The organism is Magnetospirillum sp. LM-5 (genome assembly GCF_902729445.1).
Taxonomy (GTDB): domain Bacteria; phylum Pseudomonadota; class Alphaproteobacteria; order Rhodospirillales; family Magnetospirillaceae; genus Magnetospirillum.
In genome coordinates, this window is sequence record NZ_CACVCE010000014.1 from 1 (window position 1) to 19,803 (window position 19,803).

General features: G+C 58.7%; 27 protein-coding genes and 1 tRNA gene. 11 read left to right on the forward strand and 17 right to left on the reverse strand.

The features are described from left to right. A partial coding sequence (locus MTBLM5_RS18725) for a hypothetical protein (protein WP_217424992.1) occupies positions 1 to 195 on the forward strand: 195 nt, incomplete at its 5' end. A gap of 366 nt (positions 196 to 561) precedes the next feature. Here the strand turns inward: MTBLM5_RS18725 and MTBLM5_RS07575 are convergent. From MTBLM5_RS07575 to MTBLM5_RS07615, 9 genes are all read right to left on the reverse strand, one after another. Next, positions 562 to 1,014 (reverse strand): hypothetical protein, encoded by a 453-nt coding sequence (locus tag MTBLM5_RS07575; protein ID WP_173975271.1) that lies wholly within the window; start codon positions 1,012 to 1,014, stop codon positions 562 to 564. A 103-nt stretch (positions 1,015 to 1,117) separates the two neighbouring features. Further along, positions 1,118 to 1,591 (reverse strand): hypothetical protein, encoded by a 474-nt coding sequence (locus tag MTBLM5_RS18730; protein ID WP_217424993.1) that lies wholly within the window; start codon positions 1,589 to 1,591, stop codon positions 1,118 to 1,120. Between the two features lie 74 nt (positions 1,592 to 1,665). Continuing rightward, on the reverse strand, positions 1,666 to 2,007 hold the full coding sequence (locus MTBLM5_RS07585; RefSeq protein WP_173975273.1) for a hypothetical protein: 342 nt from the start codon (positions 2,005 to 2,007) through the stop codon (positions 1,666 to 1,668). 392 nt (positions 2,008 to 2,399) lie between these two features. Continuing rightward, entirely contained in the window at positions 2,400 to 2,834 is a 435-nt protein-coding gene (locus tag MTBLM5_RS07590) for a hypothetical protein (protein WP_173975275.1), read from the reverse strand. A 191-nt stretch (positions 2,835 to 3,025) separates the two neighbouring features. Beyond that, positions 3,026 to 3,469, reverse strand: a complete 444-nt coding sequence (locus MTBLM5_RS07595; protein ID WP_254430953.1) for a bacteriohemerythrin — start codon at positions 3,467 to 3,469, stop codon at positions 3,026 to 3,028. A 105-nt stretch (positions 3,470 to 3,574) separates the two neighbouring features. After that, positions 3,575 to 3,982, reverse strand: coding sequence for a response regulator (locus MTBLM5_RS07600; RefSeq protein WP_173975279.1), 408 nt, complete (start codon positions 3,980 to 3,982; stop codon positions 3,575 to 3,577). 130 nt (positions 3,983 to 4,112) lie between these two features. Next, entirely contained in the window at positions 4,113 to 5,387 is a 1,275-nt protein-coding gene (locus MTBLM5_RS07605; RefSeq protein ID WP_173975281.1) for a tyrosine-type recombinase/integrase, read from the reverse strand. A gap of 83 nt (positions 5,388 to 5,470) precedes the next feature. Further along, positions 5,471 to 6,253: a magnetosome protein MamQ gene (gene mamQ, locus MTBLM5_RS07610; protein WP_173975283.1), complete on the reverse strand. Its 783-nt coding sequence runs from the start codon at positions 6,251 to 6,253 to the stop codon at positions 5,471 to 5,473. Positions 6,254 to 6,480: 227 nt separating this feature from the next. Beyond that, positions 6,481 to 6,555: transfer RNA gene (locus MTBLM5_RS07615), tRNA-Gly, on the reverse strand. Between the two features lie 186 nt (positions 6,556 to 6,741). Between MTBLM5_RS07615 and trxA the strand changes: the two genes are divergently transcribed. The 4 genes from trxA to MTBLM5_RS07635 are packed head-to-tail and all read left to right on the forward strand — an operon-like array spanning position 6,742 to position 9,032. Continuing rightward, on the forward strand, positions 6,742 to 7,668 hold the full coding sequence (gene trxA, locus MTBLM5_RS07620; RefSeq protein WP_173975285.1) for a thioredoxin: 927 nt from the start codon (positions 6,742 to 6,744) through the stop codon (positions 7,666 to 7,668). 5 nt (positions 7,669 to 7,673) lie between these two features. Continuing rightward, complete coding sequence (locus tag MTBLM5_RS07625) at positions 7,674 to 8,330, forward strand: LON peptidase substrate-binding domain-containing protein (protein ID WP_173975364.1); 657 nt, start codon at positions 7,674 to 7,676, stop codon at positions 8,328 to 8,330. A 49-nt stretch (positions 8,331 to 8,379) separates the two neighbouring features. Continuing rightward, on the forward strand, positions 8,380 to 8,583 hold the full coding sequence (locus tag MTBLM5_RS07630; RefSeq protein ID WP_173975288.1) for a Trm112 family protein: 204 nt from the start codon (positions 8,380 to 8,382) through the stop codon (positions 8,581 to 8,583). After that, entirely contained in the window at positions 8,580 to 9,032 is a 453-nt protein-coding gene (locus MTBLM5_RS07635; RefSeq protein ID WP_173975290.1) for a gamma-butyrobetaine hydroxylase-like domain-containing protein, read from the forward strand. The genes MTBLM5_RS07630 and MTBLM5_RS07635 overlap by 4 nt, the downstream gene beginning before the upstream one ends. An 8-nt stretch (positions 9,033 to 9,040) precedes the next feature. Here the strand turns inward: MTBLM5_RS07635 and MTBLM5_RS07640 are convergent, their stop codons facing one another. Beyond that, positions 9,041 to 9,493 carry an HNH endonuclease gene (locus MTBLM5_RS07640; protein ID WP_173975292.1) on the reverse strand — a complete coding sequence of 151 codons (453 nt, stop codon included), beginning with the start codon at positions 9,491 to 9,493 and terminating at the stop codon, positions 9,041 to 9,043. 292 nt (positions 9,494 to 9,785) lie between these two features. Here MTBLM5_RS07640 and rpmH point away from each other — a divergent pair, with 292 nt between their 5' ends. From rpmH to argB, 6 genes are read left to right on the forward strand one after another with little or no spacing between them, the layout of a single operon-like run. Further along, positions 9,786 to 9,920 carry a 50S ribosomal protein L34 gene (gene rpmH, locus MTBLM5_RS07645; protein WP_068503395.1) on the forward strand — a complete coding sequence of 45 codons (135 nt, stop codon included), beginning with the start codon at positions 9,786 to 9,788 and terminating at the stop codon, positions 9,918 to 9,920. Positions 9,921 to 9,929: 9 nt separating this feature from the next. After that, the gene (gene rnpA / locus MTBLM5_RS07650; protein ID WP_173975294.1) at positions 9,930 to 10,322 is read left to right on the forward strand and encodes a ribonuclease P protein component; all 393 of its coding nucleotides are present in this window, start codon (positions 9,930 to 9,932) and stop codon (positions 10,320 to 10,322) included. 5 nt (positions 10,323 to 10,327) lie between these two features. Beyond that, positions 10,328 to 10,594 carry a membrane protein insertion efficiency factor YidD gene (gene yidD, locus MTBLM5_RS07655; protein ID WP_068503391.1) on the forward strand — a complete coding sequence of 89 codons (267 nt, stop codon included), beginning with the start codon at positions 10,328 to 10,330 and terminating at the stop codon, positions 10,592 to 10,594. Beyond that, positions 10,591 to 12,312, forward strand: a complete 1,722-nt coding sequence (gene yidC / locus MTBLM5_RS07660) for a membrane protein insertase YidC (protein WP_173975296.1) — start codon at positions 10,591 to 10,593, stop codon at positions 12,310 to 12,312. Before yidD ends, yidC begins: the two co-directional genes overlap by 4 nt. Beyond that, positions 12,309 to 12,974: a ribosome biogenesis GTP-binding protein YihA/YsxC gene (gene yihA / locus MTBLM5_RS07665; protein ID WP_173975366.1), complete on the forward strand. Its 666-nt coding sequence runs from the start codon at positions 12,309 to 12,311 to the stop codon at positions 12,972 to 12,974. The genes yidC and yihA overlap by 4 nt, the downstream gene beginning before the upstream one ends. Beyond that, positions 12,971 to 13,888: an acetylglutamate kinase gene (gene argB / locus MTBLM5_RS07670; RefSeq protein ID WP_173975298.1), complete on the forward strand. Its 918-nt coding sequence runs from the start codon at positions 12,971 to 12,973 to the stop codon at positions 13,886 to 13,888. Before yihA ends, argB begins: the two co-directional genes overlap by 4 nt. 35 nt (positions 13,889 to 13,923) lie before the next feature. On the opposite strand, the gene MTBLM5_RS07675 is transcribed toward argB, so the two are convergent. From MTBLM5_RS07675 to trpS, 7 genes are all read right to left on the reverse strand, one after another. Next, positions 13,924 to 14,661 (reverse strand): PhoH family protein, encoded by a 738-nt coding sequence (locus MTBLM5_RS07675; protein WP_173975300.1) that lies wholly within the window; start codon positions 14,659 to 14,661, stop codon positions 13,924 to 13,926. 303 nt (positions 14,662 to 14,964) lie between these two features. Beyond that, positions 14,965 to 15,510: a NifU family protein gene (locus MTBLM5_RS07680; RefSeq protein WP_173975302.1), complete on the reverse strand. Its 546-nt coding sequence runs from the start codon at positions 15,508 to 15,510 to the stop codon at positions 14,965 to 14,967. 94 nt (positions 15,511 to 15,604) lie between these two features. Continuing rightward, entirely contained in the window at positions 15,605 to 16,075 is a 471-nt protein-coding gene (locus tag MTBLM5_RS07685) for a universal stress protein (RefSeq protein ID WP_173975304.1), read from the reverse strand. A gap of 13 nt (positions 16,076 to 16,088) precedes the next feature. Beyond that, positions 16,089 to 16,823, reverse strand: coding sequence for a TIGR02186 family protein (locus tag MTBLM5_RS07690; RefSeq protein ID WP_173975306.1), 735 nt, complete (start codon positions 16,821 to 16,823; stop codon positions 16,089 to 16,091). Next, on the reverse strand, positions 16,823 to 17,743 hold the full coding sequence (locus MTBLM5_RS07695; RefSeq protein ID WP_173975308.1) for a sulfite exporter TauE/SafE family protein: 921 nt from the start codon (positions 17,741 to 17,743) through the stop codon (positions 16,823 to 16,825). The genes MTBLM5_RS07690 and MTBLM5_RS07695 overlap by 1 nt, the downstream gene beginning before the upstream one ends. A gap of 108 nt (positions 17,744 to 17,851) precedes the next feature. Further along, the gene (locus tag MTBLM5_RS07700; protein ID WP_173975310.1) at positions 17,852 to 18,763 is read right to left on the reverse strand and encodes a DUF2333 family protein; all 912 of its coding nucleotides are present in this window, start codon (positions 18,761 to 18,763) and stop codon (positions 17,852 to 17,854) included. Next, a complete protein-coding gene (gene trpS, locus MTBLM5_RS07705; RefSeq protein ID WP_173975311.1) occupies positions 18,763 to 19,761 on the reverse strand; it encodes a tryptophan--tRNA ligase in 999 nt (332 codons plus the stop codon). The genes MTBLM5_RS07700 and trpS overlap by 1 nt, the downstream gene beginning before the upstream one ends. Between the last annotated feature and the right edge of the window lie 42 nt (positions 19,762 to 19,803).

Sequence of the window (19,803 nt, forward strand, 5' to 3'; positions counted from 1 at the left end):
TCGCCGGAGGACGGGATTTTTCGAGGTGCCCTTAATCCCATTTGCTTTTTTCCTTTTGTTCCTCTAGAACATTTATTGCTTCAGTTGTTCTTAATGGCTCTAATTGCAACTGGCTTGCCTTCGGCAAGCTCACTCGCTTCGCTCGTTCGTTTGGCTTATTTCTTTGTCTGGAATCATTGCGGAAGTGGCTTTTGAACACACTTCGGCTATCCGCAGCCGAAGCATGTTCAGGATTTGCGTATAGCACCCCGTCGCACACTCTGGATTAGACAACTCCGGTTACTCGGAGCAAGGAGCGGTTGAGCGATTTCCCTTTTACGTCCAGTTCTTCAACGCCAGCTTTCACGGAGCCATCCAGACGGCTTCCATGTGCTCGAGGGTTGCAAGTGTGTCAGCAGTGCCCCCATCGTACTTCCTGAGATTTCTCCCAGTCCATTTGTGACTCGACCTAATGATGTAGAAGGCTGCGCCCTAACTGCACCCTGACGGCAACGCTCTCACGGCAGTCGTAACAGGTTTGGCGCTCAAATGTAGGCGGTCTGTCAGGCGTATTTATAATATTTATTTGAGGGTACAACTGGTATGATTTATTGAAGTTAAAAGTCTGAAATATGTTTTGTCAACTAAATGTATCGAAAATGCATTGGAGTGCCTTTGTATAATTGATTCAATAGTAAGGTCAGCAAATCCGCATTCGTTAAGTAATTTAAATCCGTTTGTTTTTGCGTTTAATTTAGCCCAGTATTCCATGCACTGCATCACGCTTTTAGTTTTTAACATCTTGCGTGTTCTAATTGCTATAGTTTTTCTTTTGTATTTGTTTGTTAACAACTGTTCATATACCTCAAGCATGTAGTAAAATTCTTGTTCAATTTGATTGTCTGGATCCTTGTTAATCAATTTGTTTAGTCTAATGAACATTAATTTATGTTCAGCCATTTTATTTAAACGCCATGCGTTCATCATTCCAAGACGTAGTTTATCCGGTTCATTGCATTTGTTGACCCAGTCCATATGGGAATCCCCCCATTTCTCATAATTCTGTTCCTTTTTAACATAAGGAAAGCATTATGATCAGGGGGAATCATAGGGCTTTAGATGCAAGTTTATCGCAAGTTCACTTTGGGGTACGACCAGCCTTCCGGCGGCAATTATACCAGTACGTCATCGCACCCTTCTCGGTCAGACCGGCACCTTCGATGAATGCCTGGACGACAAGTTCTCTGGGGAGGTGGTTGATCGACTCGTACATCGACCATGCGGTGAAAGCCTTGGTCGCCCCTCCAGCAATCAGGTCCTTCCCTACCGTGACCGCCAGGGCAATAGCTTCGGCAACGGCGGCATCATCCTGGGTGGCTTCGGTCTGATCCGGCTCAACCGGCTTATCGGATTTCTTGGACATGTCGTGCTGTCTCCACAACTCGTTGATCAATTCGATTCGCTCGGCATCCGAGACAGTCTCGAATCCGGCGATATCGTCGAGGAGGTCATGGAGGAGATCGGTGAAGTCGCCATACATGATCGGGGCAGGGAGGGAATCGCTGACGATTTCCAGCAAAGCCTGTTTCTGATCAGTGGTGAGGTCGTACATCACGGAAACCCTTCATAACCAGTATGAAGAGCGTCCGAGTTCAATGATCTAAAGACAACTATAAAATATTAATTCTAATATAACATTTGTAGTGATAAAATAACTAATGTAGCGCATACAATCCATAGCGATATTAATGCCCACTTATTTGCCCGACGCTTAAGCAATGAGCCAAAATATATTAAACATAGACCTGCTATTAACATTGTCCAGCCGATTAACAAATAAAAACCAGCATATATAGCGATTGACTTGTCAGATTCTGTTTTAATGTATCCAGGTATAAAAAATATCAACATAAAAATTATGGCGCCAAATCCCAAGACTTGCATAAGTTTTCCAAATGCAAATTGGGTAGTATCTCCACGGTCAATCCAGCGCCCTACTTGTACTAAAGAAATACCAAAAACATCCATGGTAATGATTTTAGAGCTAAAGTTGACAATATGTATTCTAGATGTAATACGTCTAGGTAGATATAGCTAAAATAGATCGGCTCTATAATTTTAGCCGAAACTATTAACCAGCCCACATAGCGGGTAATGCGGGCGATTAATTTATTACTAGTTGAGTTGTTAGGCAGTATGTTTACCGTGTTGTTATCAATATTCATGTTGCCGCCAAATAGTAATTAACATGTTAATAACTTATACAACATTCACCAGATGATAGCAATTCGCTAATACACACGCTAGCGGCGCAACTTAATTTTAATTGTATGCTACGGCAAAGCATCTACTAAACGTTGATTCCGATGTGTGGCTGAGGCACCGGGGACCAAGTGGGTGGAAGAAGATTAGAACAAAATTTAATAACACATTCTATTAATATGTTGTAAATAGTAAAATTTGTTGCTATTAAATAGCACAACATAATGGACGTGAGGGTTTAAAAATGTTTTTTCGATAAGCTGAAGGTTGCCACACAAACCAAACCAGCAAAGGCTGGCGTCAGCAAAAGCACTCCAGAGAGCCGCTTTATCGAAAAGATTAATCGGCAGATTAAACGTATCGATGAGGTTATCGCTGGTGATCCGATTAATGGTCGGTCTGATTGGTTCGAGCTTATCCCGCACGAATCCGGCAATAACGTTGTGTCGTTCAAGGTTCTCAGGTCGCCGCTGATTTTCACGGCTGAACCTAACGACAAAGGCTTCTATGAAGCGGAGTCTCTGGACGCCCTGAAGGGTATCTACGAATCGCTGGTTCACGACGTGAAAAGCGGTGATCAGAGGCTTGTTCAACTGATCAATGAGCGTGCCGCCAAGGATTCTCAAGCTGCTTTGGCAAAAGGTTTTGGTCGGAAGCGGAAGTCCTAGTCCAGCAGCAAGTCAACTGACTGAGACTTCTTCCCACCCATTGAAGGTTCCACCTTTAGTCAACTCGTCTTGCCGAGTTGATGTTTGTGGTGTGACAATAGTGGCGATCTGGCAGCTTATCCGGTTTCAGATTCAATTGCGAGAAAGACTAAGGCACGATCATCAACGACTGAATTATTCAGCCAATTTTTATATTTTTGATCTTCTGAAGCAATATGTGATTTTAGCCATTTGGCTACTAGTTCTGGAAGATCATCAATAGCTGACTTTGTGCCCTGCAGATACAGCTCTTCAATTGCTTTTACACGAGCCCGGAATTGGTTATGCTTCAGCTTATGCCCGGCAATATGCGGATAATTTACTTTTCGCATAGCCTTTTCTTCACGAAGAAAATGACCGTCGACATACTCGTTTAGAATGGCTAACGAGCTGCTGATTGTGCCCACATTTTCCGGATCATTTTTTATCTGGTCAATCAGCTTGGCGAGCTCGAAAAAAGCCATATGATCTGCATCTATGGCGTGTATCCCAACGGATAATTCTTGAGACCATTCAAACATTTCCCATCCCCACCTCATCCTGCTTAAACAAGGTAAGCATGGGCTGTATTGATTGTAAATGTCAAAATATTTACAGATTATGATACCAGAAAACCCTTTTGCACATTAACTCGAGATGGCAACCTTCTGGCAAGGTAATAGATCCTCAATTAGTCGTTCATATCCGTCGATATCAAATGATTTGGTGATGAATTGTGCGGCGCCAAGCGATATGCACTCATTTTTATCGAAATCGCTAAGGCTAGTTGTCAATACCGCAATAGGGATTTTTCTCAATCTGTCATTTTTCTTTATATTTGCAATGAGTTCCTTGCCGGTCATTCTCGGCATATTCAAATCTGTGACGATAAAGTCAATTGTATCGGCGAAATCATCTAAGTATTCTAGCGCTGCCCTGCCATCAACTGCATGTTGAAACTCACAGCAACAACCTTTATTTCGTGCAACAGCCTTGAACAACGCCGCATCGGCGGGGCTGTCTTCTGCCAATAGTATTTTATATTTTCCATGCATGGACCGCCACCGAAGACCATATGCTTAGGCATAGTGCATCGATACGTTAGTAGTATACGGCGACCCGTTTGGTTTATCAAGATTCCAAATCTCAATTCCTGCCCATTGGGCATAGATCTCAGTCGTGGAACTACTCCAGCAGCCAATCGACTGCCTGAGACTTCTTTCCACCCTTGAAGCTGCCCCCCTTGGTCAGCTCATCGGCAGAGGCGATGTTGTACGTATGCCCATAGTGGCGCTCCAACATCGCCGTGCTGGTCCCCATGTTCTTGGCGAGAATGAACTGGTGGACGCCCTCTTGGAGGCGGAACGTCGCATACGTGTGACGGAGGGAATAGATCGACCGGCGGGCACCGTGGCTGTCAAATTCCACACCGGCATCCTTGATCAGGGTGGCAAACGACTTCTTGAATGACCCAATCGGCTCGCCATCCCGATTGCAGAAGACGAAGCCGTCAGGCGTGGGCTTGACCCCCTCCAGTTCATCGATCCGAAGCTTGAGCAGCCGCTTGAGATACGTCTTCACGTCAGGCGTCCTGGCGACAACCTCTCTCGGACCCGTCTTGCCAGTTACATAGAGGGCGATGTTTGCCGATTCTCCAGCTTTTGACGCTGGAATATCCCGAATGTCTCGCCACTTTAGCGTCCGAGCCTCCCCAACCCGAATCCCTGTGTTAGCGAGGATAAGGACGTAATTCGCCAGCATCGTTCGATCCCGGACGGTCTTCGAGTTTTCGTGTTTTACGAACTCCCGGAGATAGCGGGTCAGTTTGGCGTAGTCCCGCTGGTCGAAGTGAGGGGGGCGATTGTCGCTCAGCTTCATTTTTGGAAATGCCGGAATCTTGACGATGAAAGCCTTATCGACGCACCACCCCAGGAACACCTTGAGGTCGGTCGCATACCGCTTAATCGTGCTCTGAGACAGCAACTCTCCCCTGGAGTGCTTCTCCATCCAAGCCAGCAGATCAACCACGGTGGCGGTCGTCATCTCATTGAGTTGGAGCGTCCCGAAGAACGGCTTAATCCGTTCGAGATACTGGCACCGCAGTTTGGTAGAGAGCTTCTGGGAGGCGGTGGCGGTCTGAGCCTCAACGTATTCCGTGATCGCAGCCGACACTCTCTTACCGTTGATGTCGTGACCCTGGATCGATTTGACCAGCATCCGATTATAAAGGTCTTCAGCGAACCGGAATGCCTCGTGTTCGTTGGTCGTCCGGGTGCTGCGGGAGACATAACCGGAAATAGACGGAACCCTGATCCAACAGAACCAGATTGGCTTCACGTAGTCCTGGCGGCGGAACAGGTAGATTTGACCGTCTCGGAACGTCCGGCTGTCGAGGGTGCCCTTCGGCTCTCTTCCCATTGTCGTGGGTTTCTTGCCGGGGTTCTCGTTGTCCTGTGCCATACACTGCTCTCCCGTAAATCAGCGAGAACATTATACTTACGTCTATAACCCGGAGAACATTTTAAAATAAAATATATGAATAATTATTGAGATTTATGAGGCAAATGAGAGTTATCTAAAGGGATCAATTGTTTATACATATCGGGAGCAACAATTGTGGCGTTGATAATCGCAGTATTTTCCTGTCCTTGGTGGAAATATTCTCTCTCTGTGAATCCGGTAATTATTGCAAGGTACTTCCATGGTAATTTTTTAATTTCAGAATTAAATTTTGAAGCAGATTCATTATACAACACTCTATTATTTGCGATTCTCTCTTCCATTTCAACCAAGGAGGACATAGTTGATTTATATGATTTTACCGATTTAATATCTGGATATCTTTCGGAATACGCCATGATTTTACTGTGAGCAGCGCTAAATCCATTTTTAGCTAAAATTTGTTCAATACCAAAAATTTCATCTTTTATAGCGCTATTTGCCACGCCTTCAGTGCGCTTATCTGCGCCATGATTAAAAACAGAACTTTCAAGTGCAGCATGATTTAGCGTCAAATTAATTAAATTTCCAAATAGATTATTTCGTCTTTGAATCTGCACCTCAAAATTTGATCGTTTAGATTGTGCATCCTCACGCATTGTTAAAAATTCGTTGTAGCGAATCAGCGACAGCCCAAACACCACCAGAACGGTGATGGCGGAAACTGCCCGAAACCCATATCTAAATTGAAGACTCATGCAGCACCTCTGGTTACGGCAGATATTAGCCACCCGCTCGCACCATTGAACAGAGATGACTGAGCTGGCTGATGGGGTGGTGGATTCCCGGTCAGGGGGAATTGGATGGGTGATAATGCTTGCGATCACTTAGCACGTTGATGGCAACGAGGGTGCCCTTTGGGTCTCGTCCAGTTTCCGAGGACTTTGATCCTGTATCCCCAGTGTCCTGCGCCATACCCTGCTCTCTCGCAACCCATTGAGAGCATCATAATTCCGTCTATGTCGGGGCAGAACCGTTTATAATCCGTATACGCCAAAAAGCGAAAAGCCGCCCGAGGGCGGCTTCACTAACTCATTGATTTCATTGGTCCGATTGGAGCGGGCGAAGGGATTCGAACCCTCGACCCCAACCTTGGCAAGGTTGTGCTCTACCCCTGAGCTACGCCCGCTTCCTTGGCGTTTCCGTCGGCGTTGCCGCGTTCGGAGGCCCGGATAATACGCAAAGCATCGTCCTGATCAAGTCCTTTTTTCGAGTTTTTTTCACCCGCGCGCGATCACCCCCTTTGCCCTTGCCACAGGTGCGGCTACGGTCCATCTATGTGCGTGTTCAGGGATGTAAATTCGGACGGACGCTGATGGAACTGATTTTCGGTGCCGGCAACAAGCCGGCGGGCAATGGCGGACAGGCAGGCGACCTGATCAAGGACGGCTCGACCGCCAGTTTCGTCACCGACGTCATCGAGGCCTCGCGCAAGGTTCCGGTGATCGTCGATTTCTGGGCGACCTGGTGCGGGCCGTGCAAGCAATTGGGCCCGGCGCTGGAAAAGGTCGTCAAGGAGTTCAAGGGCGCCGTCCGCATGGTCAAGATCGACGTCGACAAGAACCAGGACCTGGCCATGCAGCTCAGGGTCCAGTCGGTGCCGACCGTCTATGCCTTCAAGGACGGCCGCCCGGCCGACGCCTTCGTCGGCGCCCAGACCGAAAGCCAGCTGCGCGCCTTCATCCAGCGCCTGACCGGCGGCGGCCCGGAAACCTCGACCGCCGATCTGTTGGCCGAGGCGGCCCAGATTCTGGCCGAGGGCGATGCTCAGATGGCCGCCCAGCTTTATCAGCAGGTGCTGGGCGAGGACCCGGTCAACGGCCCGGCCAATGCCGGCTTTCTGCGCTGCCTGCTGGCGGTCGGCCAGATCGACGCCGCCAAGCAGATGCTGGGCGAGCTGCCGCCCGAACTGGCCAAGCATGCCGATATCGCCGCCGTGGTCAGCGCCATCGAGCTGGCCGAGCAGGCGGCCAAGGCGGCCGGCGCCACCGCCGAGCTGCGCCGCCGCCTGGCCACCGACGCCGACGACCACCAGGCCCGCTATGACCTGGCCTTGGCCTATTACGGCGGCGGCGAGCCCGAGGCGGCGGTCGATGAATTGCTGGAATTGTTCCGCCGCAACCGCGCCTGGAACGAGGACGGGGCCCGCAAGCAGCTGATCAAGCTGTTCGAGGCGTTCGGCCCCACCCACCCGCTGACGCTTTCGGGCCGCAAGCGTCTGTCGGCACTGCTGTTCAGTTGATCGAAATGGCCGTGCCGCGCCTGACCATCGCCGATCTTCCCGCCGTGGTGCCGGTTTTCGCGGTGCCCGGCGCGTTGCTGCTGCCAGGCGCCCGGCTGCCCTTGACGGTGTTCGAGCCGCGCTATCTGGCCATGGTCGATGATTGTCTGGGCGCCGGCCGCCTGTTCGCGCTGGTTCAGCCGGCCCCCAATCCCCATGCCGAAGGCGCCGTCGCCGGGCTGTATGGCACCGGGATCGTCGCCCGCATCGTCGCCTTCGGCGAAACCGGCGACGGCCGCTATCTGATCACCGCGCTGGGCCTGTGGCGGTTTCGTTTGGTCGGCGAGGAGTTGGGCCGCTCGGGCTATCGCCGGGTGGCGGCCGATTACGCGCCTTATCGGTTCGACCTCGAGGGCGAGGCGCCGCAGGCGATCGACCGGCGCCGGCTGATGTCGGGCGTCAGCACCTATCTGGCCCGCCAAGGCGCCGCCCCCGACCAGTCCAAGCTGGACGAGGCGTCGGACGGCGAGTTGGTCACCGCCCTGGCGATGAGCGCGCCGCTCTCGCCCGAGGAAAAGCAGGCGATCCTCGAGGCCATGTCGACATCCGAGCGGGCTCGGCTGATGATGACCTTGTTCGAGATGGCCCTGCTGGCCGATACCGGTCAGGATGTCAGGCACTAATTTTCGCGCGGCCATCAGGGTGCGCACCTATATTAAGGACTGAACCACCATGAGCGAACGTGTTCCGGGGATCGACCCCAAGCTGATGGAAATCCTGGTCTGCCCGATGTCCAAGGGGCCGTTGCGCTATGATTCCGAGCGCCAGGAACTGGTCAGCGAGAAGGCTGGCCTGGCCTATCCCATTCGCGACGGCATCCCGATCATGCTGCCCGATGAGGCGCGGCCGCTGGACGGGCAGGGAGAGCAAGCATGAGCCAGAATTTCGGCAGCCAGCACTGCCCGGAAGAGATCAAGGTCAAGAAGGCCGAGCGCCGTCTGGATATTCGCTTCGAGGACGGGGCCGAATTCCAGATCCCGGCCGAGCTGCTTAGGGTCGAAAGCCCCTCGGCCGAGGTCCAGGGCCATGGCCCGGGCGAGAAGACCCTGGTGGCGGGCCGCTCGCATGTCGGCATCATCGCCGTCGAGCCGGTCGGCAATTATGCCGTCAAGATCGTGTTCGACGATCTGCACGATTCCGGCATCTATACCTGGGATTACCTGTATTGGCTGGGCGCCAGCCAGGACCAGATCTGGCGCGAGTACGAAGCCGCCCTGGCCGCCGCCGGCCTGTCGCGCCATCCCAACGCCACCAGCACCCAGGCGGCGGCGCCCAAGCAATCGGGCTGCGGTTGCGGCTCGGGCGGCAAGGGCGGTTGCGGTTAGACCCGGCCTCAGCCGGTTTCCAGTTCGCTGTCCCAGTACAGGAAGTCGCGCCAGGATTGGTGCAGGCGATCGGGCGGGAAGGCCCGGCCGATATCTTGCAGCAGGTGACCCGACGGCTCGGCCGGCGGCACCAGCAGGCGCATGCCGGCCTCGCGCGGCAATTTGTCGGCCTTGGCCAGGTTGCAGGCGCCGCAGGCCGCCACGACATTGCCCCAGCAGGTGGCCCCCCCGCGTGAGCGCGGGACGACGTGGTCGAAGGTCAGTTCGGCGGTGGGAAATGCCCGGCCGCAATATTGGCAGGTGAAGCGGTCGCGCAGGAACAGGTTGAAGCGGGTGAAGGCCGGCCGCCGCGTCGTGGGGGCGTAATCCTTCAGCGAGACCACGCTGGGCAGGCGCAGGGACCGGCTGGGGGAATGGATGACCCGGTCATATTCCGACACCACCCTGACCCGACAGGACATGACCGCCTTGACCGTCTCCTGCCATGACCACAGGGACAGCGGAAAATAACTGAGCGGCCGGAAATCGGCATTCAGGACCAGGGCGGGATAGGTGTCGATGCGCTCGCGCTCCCTTCCACTCCATATGGTACGACACTAGCCGATTTTCCCTTGCCGATCCATGAAAGCGGCATGAAGAGATTTGACCCGGCCGAGTTTGGCTGGGTTGACTCTGGGGTGTTGCTCGGCTTATAAGCGCGGCTTCCGTTTTCTATTACCGCCCCAAAGCGGACCTGTTGCCGGAGTATCCGTCGTGAAGCGTACTTTTCAGCCCTCCAAGATCGTCCGCGCCCGCCGTCATGGCTTCCGCTCGCGCATGGCCACCGTCGGCGGCCGCAAGGTCATCGCCAATCGCCGCTCCAAGGGCCGCAAGCGCCTGTCGGCTTAATCCGGCGCCATGGCCCTCGCGCTGGCGCGCCTGAAAAAGCGAGCGGATTTTCTTCGCATCGCCGCACAGCGCCGCAAGTGGGCCACGCCCGGACTGATCCTGCAGGCGGCGCCAGCGCCGCGATTCGACCTTTGCGCGGCGCCCGCGCCGCACATGGAAGCCGACGCCATCCGCGTCGGCTTTACCTGTTCCAAGAAGGTCGGCAATGCGGTGGCCCGCAACCGGGCCAGGCGGCGCCTGAAGGCCGCGGTTGCCGAGCTTTTTCCGGATCTGGCCGCCGCTGGACTGGATTACGTGGTGATCGGCCGGACCGAAACGGTGACGCGGCCATATTCTCTTCTCTTGCAGGATTTGCGGACCGCGTTAAAACGTGTGGTCGCGCCGCGCAACGGGGGGGCGTGATGGCCATGGGACCGGTCGCTTGGCTGCTGCGGGGGGGCGTTCGCGCCTATCAGCTGCTGCTGTCGCCGATCCTGCCGGCCAGTTGCCGTTTTTTCCCCTCGTGTTCGGCTTATGCCCTTGAGGCGCTGGCCAAGCACGGGGCCATCAAGGGAACCTGGCTGGCGGCACATCGCGTGTGCCGCTGCCATCCATGGAACGACGGCGGTTTCGACCCCGTCCCCGAACCGAAGTCGAAGGCCCCTTCCAGCGGCCATCCGGATAGGACGTCATGAACGAACAGCGCAACCTGTTTCTTGCCATCGCCCTCTCGGTCCTGATCCTGTTCGGGTTCCAGTGGCTGTTCCCGTCGAAGCCGGCGCCGCAGGCCACGCCGACCCCGGCCACCCAAGCCGCCGGCACGCCGCCGGTGCCGCAAGCCGCCACCGAGGCGGTGGCCCCGGCCGCGCAGCAGGTGGCCAAGGCCGCCAGCCGCGCCGACACCGTGAGCGCCGGCCGCCGCATCGCCATCCGCACCGATCGCCTGCACGGCTCGATCAACCTGACCGGCGCCCGTCTCGACGATCTGACGCTGGCCGGCTACCGCGAGACCACCGACCCCAACAGCCCGGAAATCGTCGTGCTGTCGCCGGCCGGCGCGCCGCACCCCTATTACGCCGAATTCGGCTGGGTGCCGGCCGACCCCACCGTCAAGGTGCCGGGTGCCGACACCCAATGGTCTTCCGCCGCCACCGAGCTGGGCGTCGGCGGCCAGGCGGTCCTGAGCTGGGACAATGGCGACGGCCTGCGTTTCGTGCGCACCGTCAGCGTCGATGACAATTACATGTTCCGCGTCCAGCAGCGGGTCGAGAATTACGGCACCAAGCCGCTGACGCTTCATGCCTATGCCCTGGTGGCCCGTACCGGCACGCCCAAGACCGAGGGCATGTACATCCTGCACGAAGGCCCGTTGGGCGTGTTCAACGGCACCTTGAAGGAACTGAAGTACGACGACCTGAAAAAGGAAGGCACGGTGCGCGAAAAGAGCACCGGCGGCTGGATCGGCATCACCGACAAATATTGGCTGACCGCCCTGATCCCCGATCAGAAGGCCGAGGCCACCGGCCGCTTCGTCCATCAGCGCCTGGATGCCGGCGATCGCTATCAGGTCGATTTCACCGGCGCCGCGACGGTGGTGCCGGCCGGCGGTTCCATCGAGGCGGCGGTCAACCTGTTCGCCGGGGCCAAGCAGGTCGGCCTGCTGGATGCCTATGGCGAGAAGCTGGGCGTCGAGCGCTTCGACCTGGCCATCGATTTCGGCTGGTTCTACTTCCTGACCAAGCCGCTGTTCTATCTGATCAAGATGTTCCACGACGCGCTGGGCAATATGGGCCTGGCCATCATGGCGCTGACGGTGATCATCAAGCTGATCATGTTCCCGCTGGCCAACAAGTCCTATGTGTCGATGTCGAAGATGAAGGTGCTGCAGCCCGAGATCCAGGCGCTGCAGGCCAAGTTCGGCGACGACAAGGTCCGCGTCCAGCAAGAGATGATGGCCCTTTACAAGCGCGAGAAGGTCAACCCGGTCTCGGGCTGCCTGCCGATGCTGATCCAGATCCCGGTGTTTTTCGCGCTCTACAAGGTGCTGTTCGTCACCATCGAGATGCGGCACGCGCCGTTCTATGGCTGGATCCACGATCTGTCGGCCGCCGATCCGACCACGTTGTTCAACCTGTTCGGCCTGATCCCGTTCGACGCCAACGCCTATTTGCCGGCCTTCATGCATATCGGCGTGTGGCCGATCATCATGGGCATCACCATGTGGCTGCAGCAGAAGCTGAACCCGCAGCCGGCCGATCCGGTCCAGGCCAAGATGTTCATGTTCCTGCCGTTCCTGTTCACCTTCATGCTGGGCCAGTTCGCGGCCGGCCTGGTGATCTATTGGGCCTGGTCGAACTCGCTGTCGATCCTGCAGCAATGGGTGATCATGCGTAAGGCGGGGGCCAAGCACTGACCGACATTCTTTCGCCCGAACAGGAAGCAGCCGCCCTGGTGGAAGCCGGGCGGCTGTTGTTCGCCCGCGACATCACCTTCCTCAGGGGCGCGGTGGCGCTGGACGGGCTGCCCGACATCGCCAAGCCGGAAATCGCCTTCGCCGGGCGCTCGAATGTCGGCAAAAGCTCGTTGATCAACGCGCTGTGCGGGCGCTCGACGGTGGCCCGGACCTCGAACACGCCGGGCCGCACCCAGGAACTGAACTTCTTCGACGTCAATGGCCGCTTGACGATGGTCGATATGCCCGGCTACGGCTTCGCCAGCGCGCCCAAGGACAAGGTCGATGCCTGGACCCGGCTGGTGAAGGGCTATCTGAAGGGCCGCCCGACGCTTCGGCGCTGTTTCCTGCTGGTGGATTCCCGCCACGGATTGAAGGACAGTGACCGCGACATGATGAAGCTTCTTGATCAGGCGGCGGTGGTTTATCAAGTCGTGCTGACCAAGATCGACAAGTTGAAGGCCTCCGAGGTCGAAGCGGTCCGCGCCCGCACGGTGGACGAGATTTCCCGTCACGTCGCCGCGCATCCGGTGCTGATCCTGACCAGTTCGGAAAAGGGGCTGGGCCTGGCCGAGCTGAGGTGCGAAATCGTGCAACTGGCCGAAGCGGAGAAAGCGTCATGAGCGACGAGACCCCCGACATCCTGCATGACCGTCAGGCGTGGCTGGACCGCGCCAAGACTTTGTCGGAATCGCTGCCCTTCATGCGCCAGTATTCCGACGAGACCATCGTCGTCAAGTATGGCGGCCACGCCATGGAATCGGCCGACCTGGCCAGCCTGTTCGCCCGCGACGTGGTGCTGTTGAAGCAGGTCGGCATCAACCCGGTGGTGGTCCATGGCGGCGGCCCGCAGATCGACGCCATGCTGAAGCGCCTGGACATCCAGACGCCGCGCGTTGACGGCCTGCGCTATACCGACGAGGCCACCGTCGAGGTGGTCGAGATGATCCTGTCGGGCAAGATCAACAAGCAGATCGTGTCGGCCATCAACGAAGCCGGCGGCTTCGCCGTCGGCCTGTCGGGCAAGGACGGCCACCTGATCCGTGCGCGCAAGCTGCGCCGGACCAAGAAGGACCCCGACAGCCAGATCGAGAAGGTGCTGGATCTGGGCTTCGTCGGCGAGCCGTCGGAAATCACCCCGCACATCCTGGACTTCTTCCGCGAATCCGATGTCATTCCGGTGATCGCCCCGGTCGGCATGGGCAATGCCGGCGAGACCTACAACATCAACGCCGACACCGCCGCCGGCGCCATCGCCGCCGCCACCGAGGCGCGGCGCCTGTTGATGCTGACCGACGTGGTCGGCGTGCTGGACAAGGCCGGCAACCTGATCCCGGAAATGACCGCCAGCCAGGCCAAGGAATACATCGCCGACGGCACCATCTCGGGCGGCATGATCCCCAAGGTGGAAACCTGCCTGCAGGCGGTCGAGGACGGCGTCGAGGCCGCGGTCATCCTGGACGGCCGGGTGCCGCACGCGTTGCTGCTGGAACTGTTCACCCCGCACGGCGTCGGCACCCTGATCAAGCGGGATTGACGAGGTGTCGGGGGCGGCGTTGGCCGCCCCCTTCCCTACAGCACCGTCAGCATGCTCGCCACCAGCGGGTGGCGGACGATGTCGGTTTCATCCAGATCAACCACCGAGATGTCGGCGACATTGCGCAGGCGGGCGGCGATGTCGGCCAGGCCCGATACCCCCGGCAACAGGTCTGACTGGTCGGGATCGCCGGTCAGCACCATGGTCGAGTGCCAGCCCAGTCGGGTCAGCAGCATCTTGATCTGGCCATAGGTGCAGTTCTGCGCCTCGTCGATCACCACGAAAGCGTTGTTGAGCGTGCGCCCGCGCATATAGGCGATGGGCGCCACCTCGATGGTGCCGTCGGCCAGGCAGGCGCGCAGACGCTTGCCGCCCAGTCGGTCCGACAGGGCGTCGGTCAGCGGGCGCAGGTAAGGGGCCAGCTTGTCTTGCATGTCGCCGGGCAGGAAGCCCAGGGACTCGCCGGCTTCCACCGCCGGGCGCGACAGGATGATGCGCGAGACGCGGCCTTCCTCGAAGGCCTCGACCGCGGTCGAGATGGCCAGATAGGTCTTGCCGGTGCCGGCCGGACCCAGGGCGACGGTCAGATTGTGCTCGCGCACCGCGTCCATCAGCCGTTTCTGGCCGGCGCTTTGCGGCTTCACCTTGCGCAGATAGCTCTGGTCGCGGCTGTCGTCCTCGCCCAGCGGATGCCAGTCGGGCTCGGACGGATATAGACGGACCACGGATTCCTGCTTGCTTTGGGCACGCTCACGCGTGGCTCGCTTGGCCATGCTCGACTCCTTTGCTGACGCTGATCGGGCAACAAAAAAGCCTTCCCGAAGGGAAGGCCTGGAACGCGGGGAAGCGCTGGACGGAACCACCGGCAACCGCAGCGGTCGCGGGTGGCAGAAAAAGGATCAGGGATGCTCGACACGCTGCCAAGTGGTCACAACCCCCATATGAAGTGACGCCATCCACGAAAGGACGCTAACAGACGTGGAGTCCGGCTGTCAGCAACAATCTTTCGCGCCGAACGGATGTCATGGGGACGTAAAAAAAGGCCCCGCCGGAGCGGGGCCTTGATCTGGAAGAGCTTAGTCCGCGGCCTGAACCGCAACGACTTCCGGCACATAATACTTCAGCATGTTCTCGATGCCGTGCTTCAGCGTCGCCGACGAGCTGGGGCAGCCCGAGCAGGCGCCCTGCAGGTGCAGATAGACGATGCCGTCCTCGAACGAGCGGAAGATGATGTCGCCGCCATCCTGGGCCACGGCCGGGCGGACGCGGGTCTCGATCAATTCGCGGATCTGGCGGACGACGTCGGATTCCTCTTCGTCGGACTGGGCGGCATCGCCGGCCTCGATCACCGGCTGGCCGGACGAGAAATGTTCCATGATGGCGGCCAGGATCTGCGGCTTCAGCACCGACCAATCGGTGGCGCCGTCCTTGCCGACGGTGACGAAATCGAAGCCCAGGAACACGCTGGACACGCCGGGAACGGCGAACAGACGGGTGGCCAGCGGCGAACGCTTGGCGGCGGCGGGATCGACGAAATCGACGGTGCCCTTGGTCATCACTTCGCAACCGGGCAGGAACTTCAAGGTCGACGGGTTGGGCGTGGCTTCGGTCTGGATGAACATCGAATTTCCTTAAAGCGGATTACAGGGCATGGGCGGTTCAACGTAAATGGCTCGTGCCAGCCACCGAGTCAAGGCCGAAACCCGACCGTTCCGCTCAGGTGATCGCGGTAATCTGGGCTTCGGTCAGGTTGCCCGGCACGATGGTCAGGGGCACGCGCAGCTTGCCGATGAACTTTCCGGTCAGGGCGCTGATCAGCGGTCCCGGCCCGTTCGAGCCGGTATCGGCGGCCAGGACCAGGATCGAGATCTGCGGATCCTCGTCGATCAGGGCGATCAGTTGTTCGCGCGGATTGCCCTCGCGGACATAAAGGACCGGAAGTTGGCCCGACATTTCATTGACCTCGGTGGCCAGGCGTTCCAGCAGGGTCTCGGCATTCTGGCGCGCTTCGGCCCGCATCAGGTTGCCGATCGAGGCGAAGTGCTGATACTCGGTCGGCTCGATGACCCGCAGCAGGGCGACGCGGCCGCCGGTCTGGCGGGCGCGCCGACAGGCGAACATCAGGGCGGCCCGCATTTCGTCGCTGTCATCGACGACCACCAGGAAGACGCGGTTCGATTCGGGCATGGCCGGTTCTCTCCTACTTCTTGAAGGCGACGGCGGCCAGCCAGCCGGCCGAGGCCGCCAACACGATGGCCAGGATACCGTAAGCCACCGCTTGCTGGTTGGCGAAATCGTAGACGTCGGCGCCGATGCCGATCTTCGAGATGATCAACGGCGTGGTCTGGGCGCTGACCACCTCGCCATCATGGATCAGATAGACTTCGACCAGATAGGTGCCGACCGGCACATTGGCCGGAAAATGCAGATCGGTGCGGAACAGGCGATGGCTCAGCAGGCTGACCGGCAGGGTTTCGGTGCCGTAAAGGCCCTTCTTCTGCTTCAGGCGGATCACCGCGTCGCGGTACTGGCCGGGCTCGGCGGCGGCATCGGCGCTGTCGATCTCCAGGTCCAGATGGTCCAGGCCGATCTGATGGCGTTCCAGCACCGGGGTCGGCGCCAGCTTCTCGATCGGCTTGGTCGAGGCCACCGCATAGAAGCTGGGCGCGTTGCGGATATGGGCCGAGCCGCTGTTGATCCAGATGCCGGCCTGCTTGTCCTTGCGCCGCACCATCTCCTCGCGGTTGGGGCCGCGCACCACCACCACCACCTCGCCGTCGCCCTCGACGGCGCCGAACAGCAAAACGTCGGTGCCGGCAAAACCGGTGGTGATGGCCACCAGATGCTTGGACAGGTCGGCGACCAGGGGCTCGGCGGCCAAAACCGGAGAAATCAGGCCGAACATCAGGGCCAGGGTGAGAACCAGGCGTTTCATCAGTGCTTGCCCCCCGCGCCCAAAGTGAACAGATCGCCGGGGACCGAGACCAGGTCGATGCCCAGCTTGATGCACACGCCCAGGACGATCACCGCCAGCAGCACGCGCAATTGCTCGCCCTTCAGCCGGACCGACATCTTGGCGCCGATCTGGGCGCCGATGACGCCGCCCAGCAGCAGCAGCAGCGCCAGCACCACATCGACGGTGTGGTTGCGGGTGGCGTGCAGGAAGGTCGAATTGGCGGTGACGAAGATGATCTGGAACAACGAGGTGCCGACGACCACGGTGGTCGGCATGCCCAGGATATAGATCATCGCCGGCACCATGATGAAGCCGCCGCCGACGCCCATGATCGCCGCCAGCACGCCGACCAGCAGCCCCAGCGCCAGCGGCAGGATCAGGCTGCAATGCAGGTCGGAGCGGGCGAAATGGACCTGGAAGGGCAGCTTCTCCTTCCAGCCGGCCACCTTGGCCGCCTTCATCTCGGCCTCGCTCTTGGGCTTCTTGAACAGCGACTGGACGCTTTCGATGAACATCAACCCGCCGACGATGCCCAGGAACACCACATAGCACAGCGCGATGACCAGATCGATCTGGCCGGCCTGGCGCAGCCACTTGAACAATTCGACGCCGCCGAATGAACCGATGAAGCCGCCGACCGTCAGGATCAGGCCCATCTTGATGTCGACATTGCCCCGGCGCCAATGGGCCAGCACACCCGACACCGACGACGCGACGATCTGCGCGGCCTCGGTACCGACCGACACGGCGGGGGGGATGCCCAAGAAGATCAACAGCGGCGTCATCAAAAAGCCGCCACCGACCCCGAACAGGCCGGACATGAAGCCGACGCCACCGCCCAACCCCAGGATCAGGAAGACGTTGACGCTCATTTCGGCAATGGGAAGGTAAATCTGCATGGCGAATGGACCTAAGGGCGCACGGGTCCCTCGTTTGTCGCGCCGCCGGCCATCCTTGGCAACAAGAATTTTATGGTTTTCTAATGTTCGCCGGAAAAAGCCCCGAAATCAGCCCAGTCGGGCGGCGATGGCGGCCATCTTGGCCCGGGCCTGCAGCAGGTGGTAACCCTGGGCGGTCAGGTGGCTGGGCAGCAGCGGGGCATCGCCGGCGCCGCTGAGGACCACCGGCGGGTCCAGGCTGGCGGCCCGGTTCAAGGACAGCAGAAGCGTCGACCACAGATCGTCCAGATTGCGCTTGGCCAGCAATTCGGCGAAATCGGCGCCCAGTTCGCGGGTGATCAGGGCGTGGGCGTAAAGGCGGCCCTTGGTGGTGTAGAACAAGGTGTCGGCATCGAAATCCAGGAAGATCGAGCGATCCTCGACCAGATGGGAATCCAAGGCGTCGGCGGCGACGCCCAGGTCGGCGATGGCGTGGATCAGCAAGGTGCGCAAGGATTCGGCCGAGCGGTCGTACCGGGCCTCGCGGGCGCTCAGGCGCTCGTTGAAGATGTCGAGATTGCGGGCGGCGGCGCGATATTGCTTTTCCGCCGAGGCGGTCGGCGCCCACGAGGTGCGCGGATCGAACTTCCACACCGTGCCGGGATATTTCAGCAGACCGGCGGCGCGGTCGAGTTCCGGGTCCTGACCCTCGATGGCGCTCAAGGTGGCGGCGAAGCGCGACAGGCCGGCCAGCAGGCCCTGCTGGAAGGCCGGCATGTTGTCGAGAAACGCCGACGGCTTGAACACCGGATCGTTGGCCACCCACTGATGGATGTCGACCTCGCGGAAGATCAGGCGCGCGGCGATGGCCACCGCCCGGCTGTGCTCGGGCGCCGGATGACCGGCCGAGAAGGCCAGGTCGTCGTCGATCTTGTGGGCCGCCACCATGCCGACGGCATAGTAAAGGACGACCAGCCCGGCCAGCCCCAAGGGCAGCCGGACGGCCCAGCGGCGCAGCCTGGAGGTGGGCGCCGGCTCCATCACGGCCTCAGGAAGCCGACGATGTCGTAGACGTCCTTCAAGATCGGCTCGGCGATGGCGTTGGCGCGCTCGGCACCCTTCTTCAGGATGGCGTCGATATGGCTGGGATCGTCCATCAGGCGCTTCATCTCGGTGTTGATCGGACCCAGGACCGCGACGGCCAGATCGACCAGCTCGGCCTTGAACTCGCTGAACTGCCGGCCGGCGAACTGGCTTGCCACCACGGCCTTGTCCTTGTCCGACAGGGCGGCGTAGATCCCGATCAGGTTGGACGCCTCGGGCCGGCCTTCAAGCCCTTCCAGGCTGTCGGGCATCGGAAACAGGTCGGTCTTGGCCTTCCGGACCTTCAGGGCGATGGTGTCGGCATCGTCGGTCATGTTGATGCGCGAATAATCGGATTCGTCCGACTTCGACATCTTCTTGGCGCCGTCGCGCAAGCTCATCACCCGGGTCGCGGCGCCGAAGATCAGCGGTTCCGGCTGCGGGAAGAACTCGATCCCATAATCGCTGTTGAACTTCTGGGCGGTGTCGCGGGCCAGCTCCAGATGCTGCTTCTGGTCCTCGCCCACCGGCACATGGGTCGCCTTATAGGCCAGGATGTCGGCGCTCATCAGGTTGGGATAGGCGAACAGCCCGACCGAGGCGTTCTCCTTGTGCTTGCCCGCCTTCTCCTTGAACTGGGTCATGCGGTTCAGCCAGCCGATGCGGGCGACGCAATTGAACACCCAGGCCAGCTGGGCGTGCGCCGGCACCGTGCTTTGATTGAAGACGATGTGCTTCTCGGCGTCGATGCCGGCGGCGATCATGCCGGCGGCGACTTCGCGGGTGTTCTTGACCAGATCCTTGGGGTCCTGCCACACGGTGATGGCGTGCAGATCGACCATGCAGAAGATGCACTCGAACTCGTTTTGCAGGCGCACCCAGTTGCGGATCGCGCCCAGGTAATTGCCGAGGTGAAGGTTTCCGGTCGGCTGGACGCCGGAAAAGATGCGCTGCATGGACAAGTGCTCCAGGTTTGGACCCAAGGTGCGTCAGCTATA

What these genes read in the sequence shown, in the direction of transcription:
- trxA (WP_173975285.1), top strand. Translation starts at nt 6,742, where the DNA reads ATGGAACTGATTTTCGGTGCCGGCAACAAGCCGGCGGGCAATGGCGGA.
- MTBLM5_RS07605 (WP_173975281.1), bottom strand. Translation starts at nt 5,387, where the DNA reads ATGGCACAGGACAACGAGAACCCCGGCAAGAAACCCACGACAATGGGA.
- MTBLM5_RS07600 (WP_173975279.1), bottom strand. Translation starts at nt 3,982, where the DNA reads ATGCATGGAAAATATAAAATACTATTGGCAGAAGACAGCCCCGCCGAT.
- MTBLM5_RS07640 (WP_173975292.1), bottom strand. Translation starts at nt 9,493, where the DNA reads ATGTCCTGTCGGGTCAGGGTGGTGTCGGAATATGACCGGGTCATCCAT.
- MTBLM5_RS07700 (WP_173975310.1), bottom strand. Translation starts at nt 18,763, where the DNA reads ATGGAGCCGGCGCCCACCTCCAGGCTGCGCCGCTGGGCCGTCCGGCTG.
- MTBLM5_RS07680 (WP_173975302.1), bottom strand. Translation starts at nt 15,510, where the DNA reads ATGTTCATCCAGACCGAAGCCACGCCCAACCCGTCGACCTTGAAGTTC.
- MTBLM5_RS07625 (WP_173975364.1), top strand. Translation starts at nt 7,674, where the DNA reads ATGGCCGTGCCGCGCCTGACCATCGCCGATCTTCCCGCCGTGGTGCCG.
- MTBLM5_RS07585 (WP_173975273.1), bottom strand. Translation starts at nt 2,007, where the DNA reads ATGGATGTTTTTGGTATTTCTTTAGTACAAGTAGGGCGCTGGATTGAC.
- rnpA (WP_173975294.1), top strand. Translation starts at nt 9,930, where the DNA reads ATGGCCCTCGCGCTGGCGCGCCTGAAAAAGCGAGCGGATTTTCTTCGC.
- MTBLM5_RS07675 (WP_173975300.1), bottom strand. Translation starts at nt 14,661, where the DNA reads ATGGCCAAGCGAGCCACGCGTGAGCGTGCCCAAAGCAAGCAGGAATCC.
- MTBLM5_RS07695 (WP_173975308.1), bottom strand. Translation starts at nt 17,743, where the DNA reads ATGCAGATTTACCTTCCCATTGCCGAAATGAGCGTCAACGTCTTCCTG.
- yidC (WP_173975296.1), top strand. Translation starts at nt 10,591, where the DNA reads ATGAACGAACAGCGCAACCTGTTTCTTGCCATCGCCCTCTCGGTCCTG.
- MTBLM5_RS07685 (WP_173975304.1), bottom strand. Translation starts at nt 16,075, where the DNA reads ATGCCCGAATCGAACCGCGTCTTCCTGGTGGTCGTCGATGACAGCGAC.
- MTBLM5_RS07630 (WP_173975288.1), top strand. Translation starts at nt 8,380, where the DNA reads ATGAGCGAACGTGTTCCGGGGATCGACCCCAAGCTGATGGAAATCCTG.
- MTBLM5_RS07575 (WP_173975271.1), bottom strand. Translation starts at nt 1,014, where the DNA reads ATGGACTGGGTCAACAAATGCAATGAACCGGATAAACTACGTCTTGGA.
- argB (WP_173975298.1), top strand. Translation starts at nt 12,971, where the DNA reads ATGAGCGACGAGACCCCCGACATCCTGCATGACCGTCAGGCGTGGCTG.
- MTBLM5_RS18730 (WP_217424993.1), bottom strand. Translation starts at nt 1,591, where the DNA reads ATGTACGACCTCACCACTGATCAGAAACAGGCTTTGCTGGAAATCGTC.
- MTBLM5_RS07635 (WP_173975290.1), top strand. Translation starts at nt 8,580, where the DNA reads ATGAGCCAGAATTTCGGCAGCCAGCACTGCCCGGAAGAGATCAAGGTC.
- trpS (WP_173975311.1), bottom strand. Translation starts at nt 19,761, where the DNA reads ATGCAGCGCATCTTTTCCGGCGTCCAGCCGACCGGAAACCTTCACCTC.
- MTBLM5_RS07690 (WP_173975306.1), bottom strand. Translation starts at nt 16,823, where the DNA reads ATGAAACGCCTGGTTCTCACCCTGGCCCTGATGTTCGGCCTGATTTCT.
- MTBLM5_RS07595 (WP_254430953.1), bottom strand. Translation starts at nt 3,469, where the DNA reads ATGTTTGAATGGTCTCAAGAATTATCCGTTGGGATACACGCCATAGAT.
- yidD (WP_068503391.1), top strand. Translation starts at nt 10,328, where the DNA reads ATGGGACCGGTCGCTTGGCTGCTGCGGGGGGGCGTTCGCGCCTATCAG.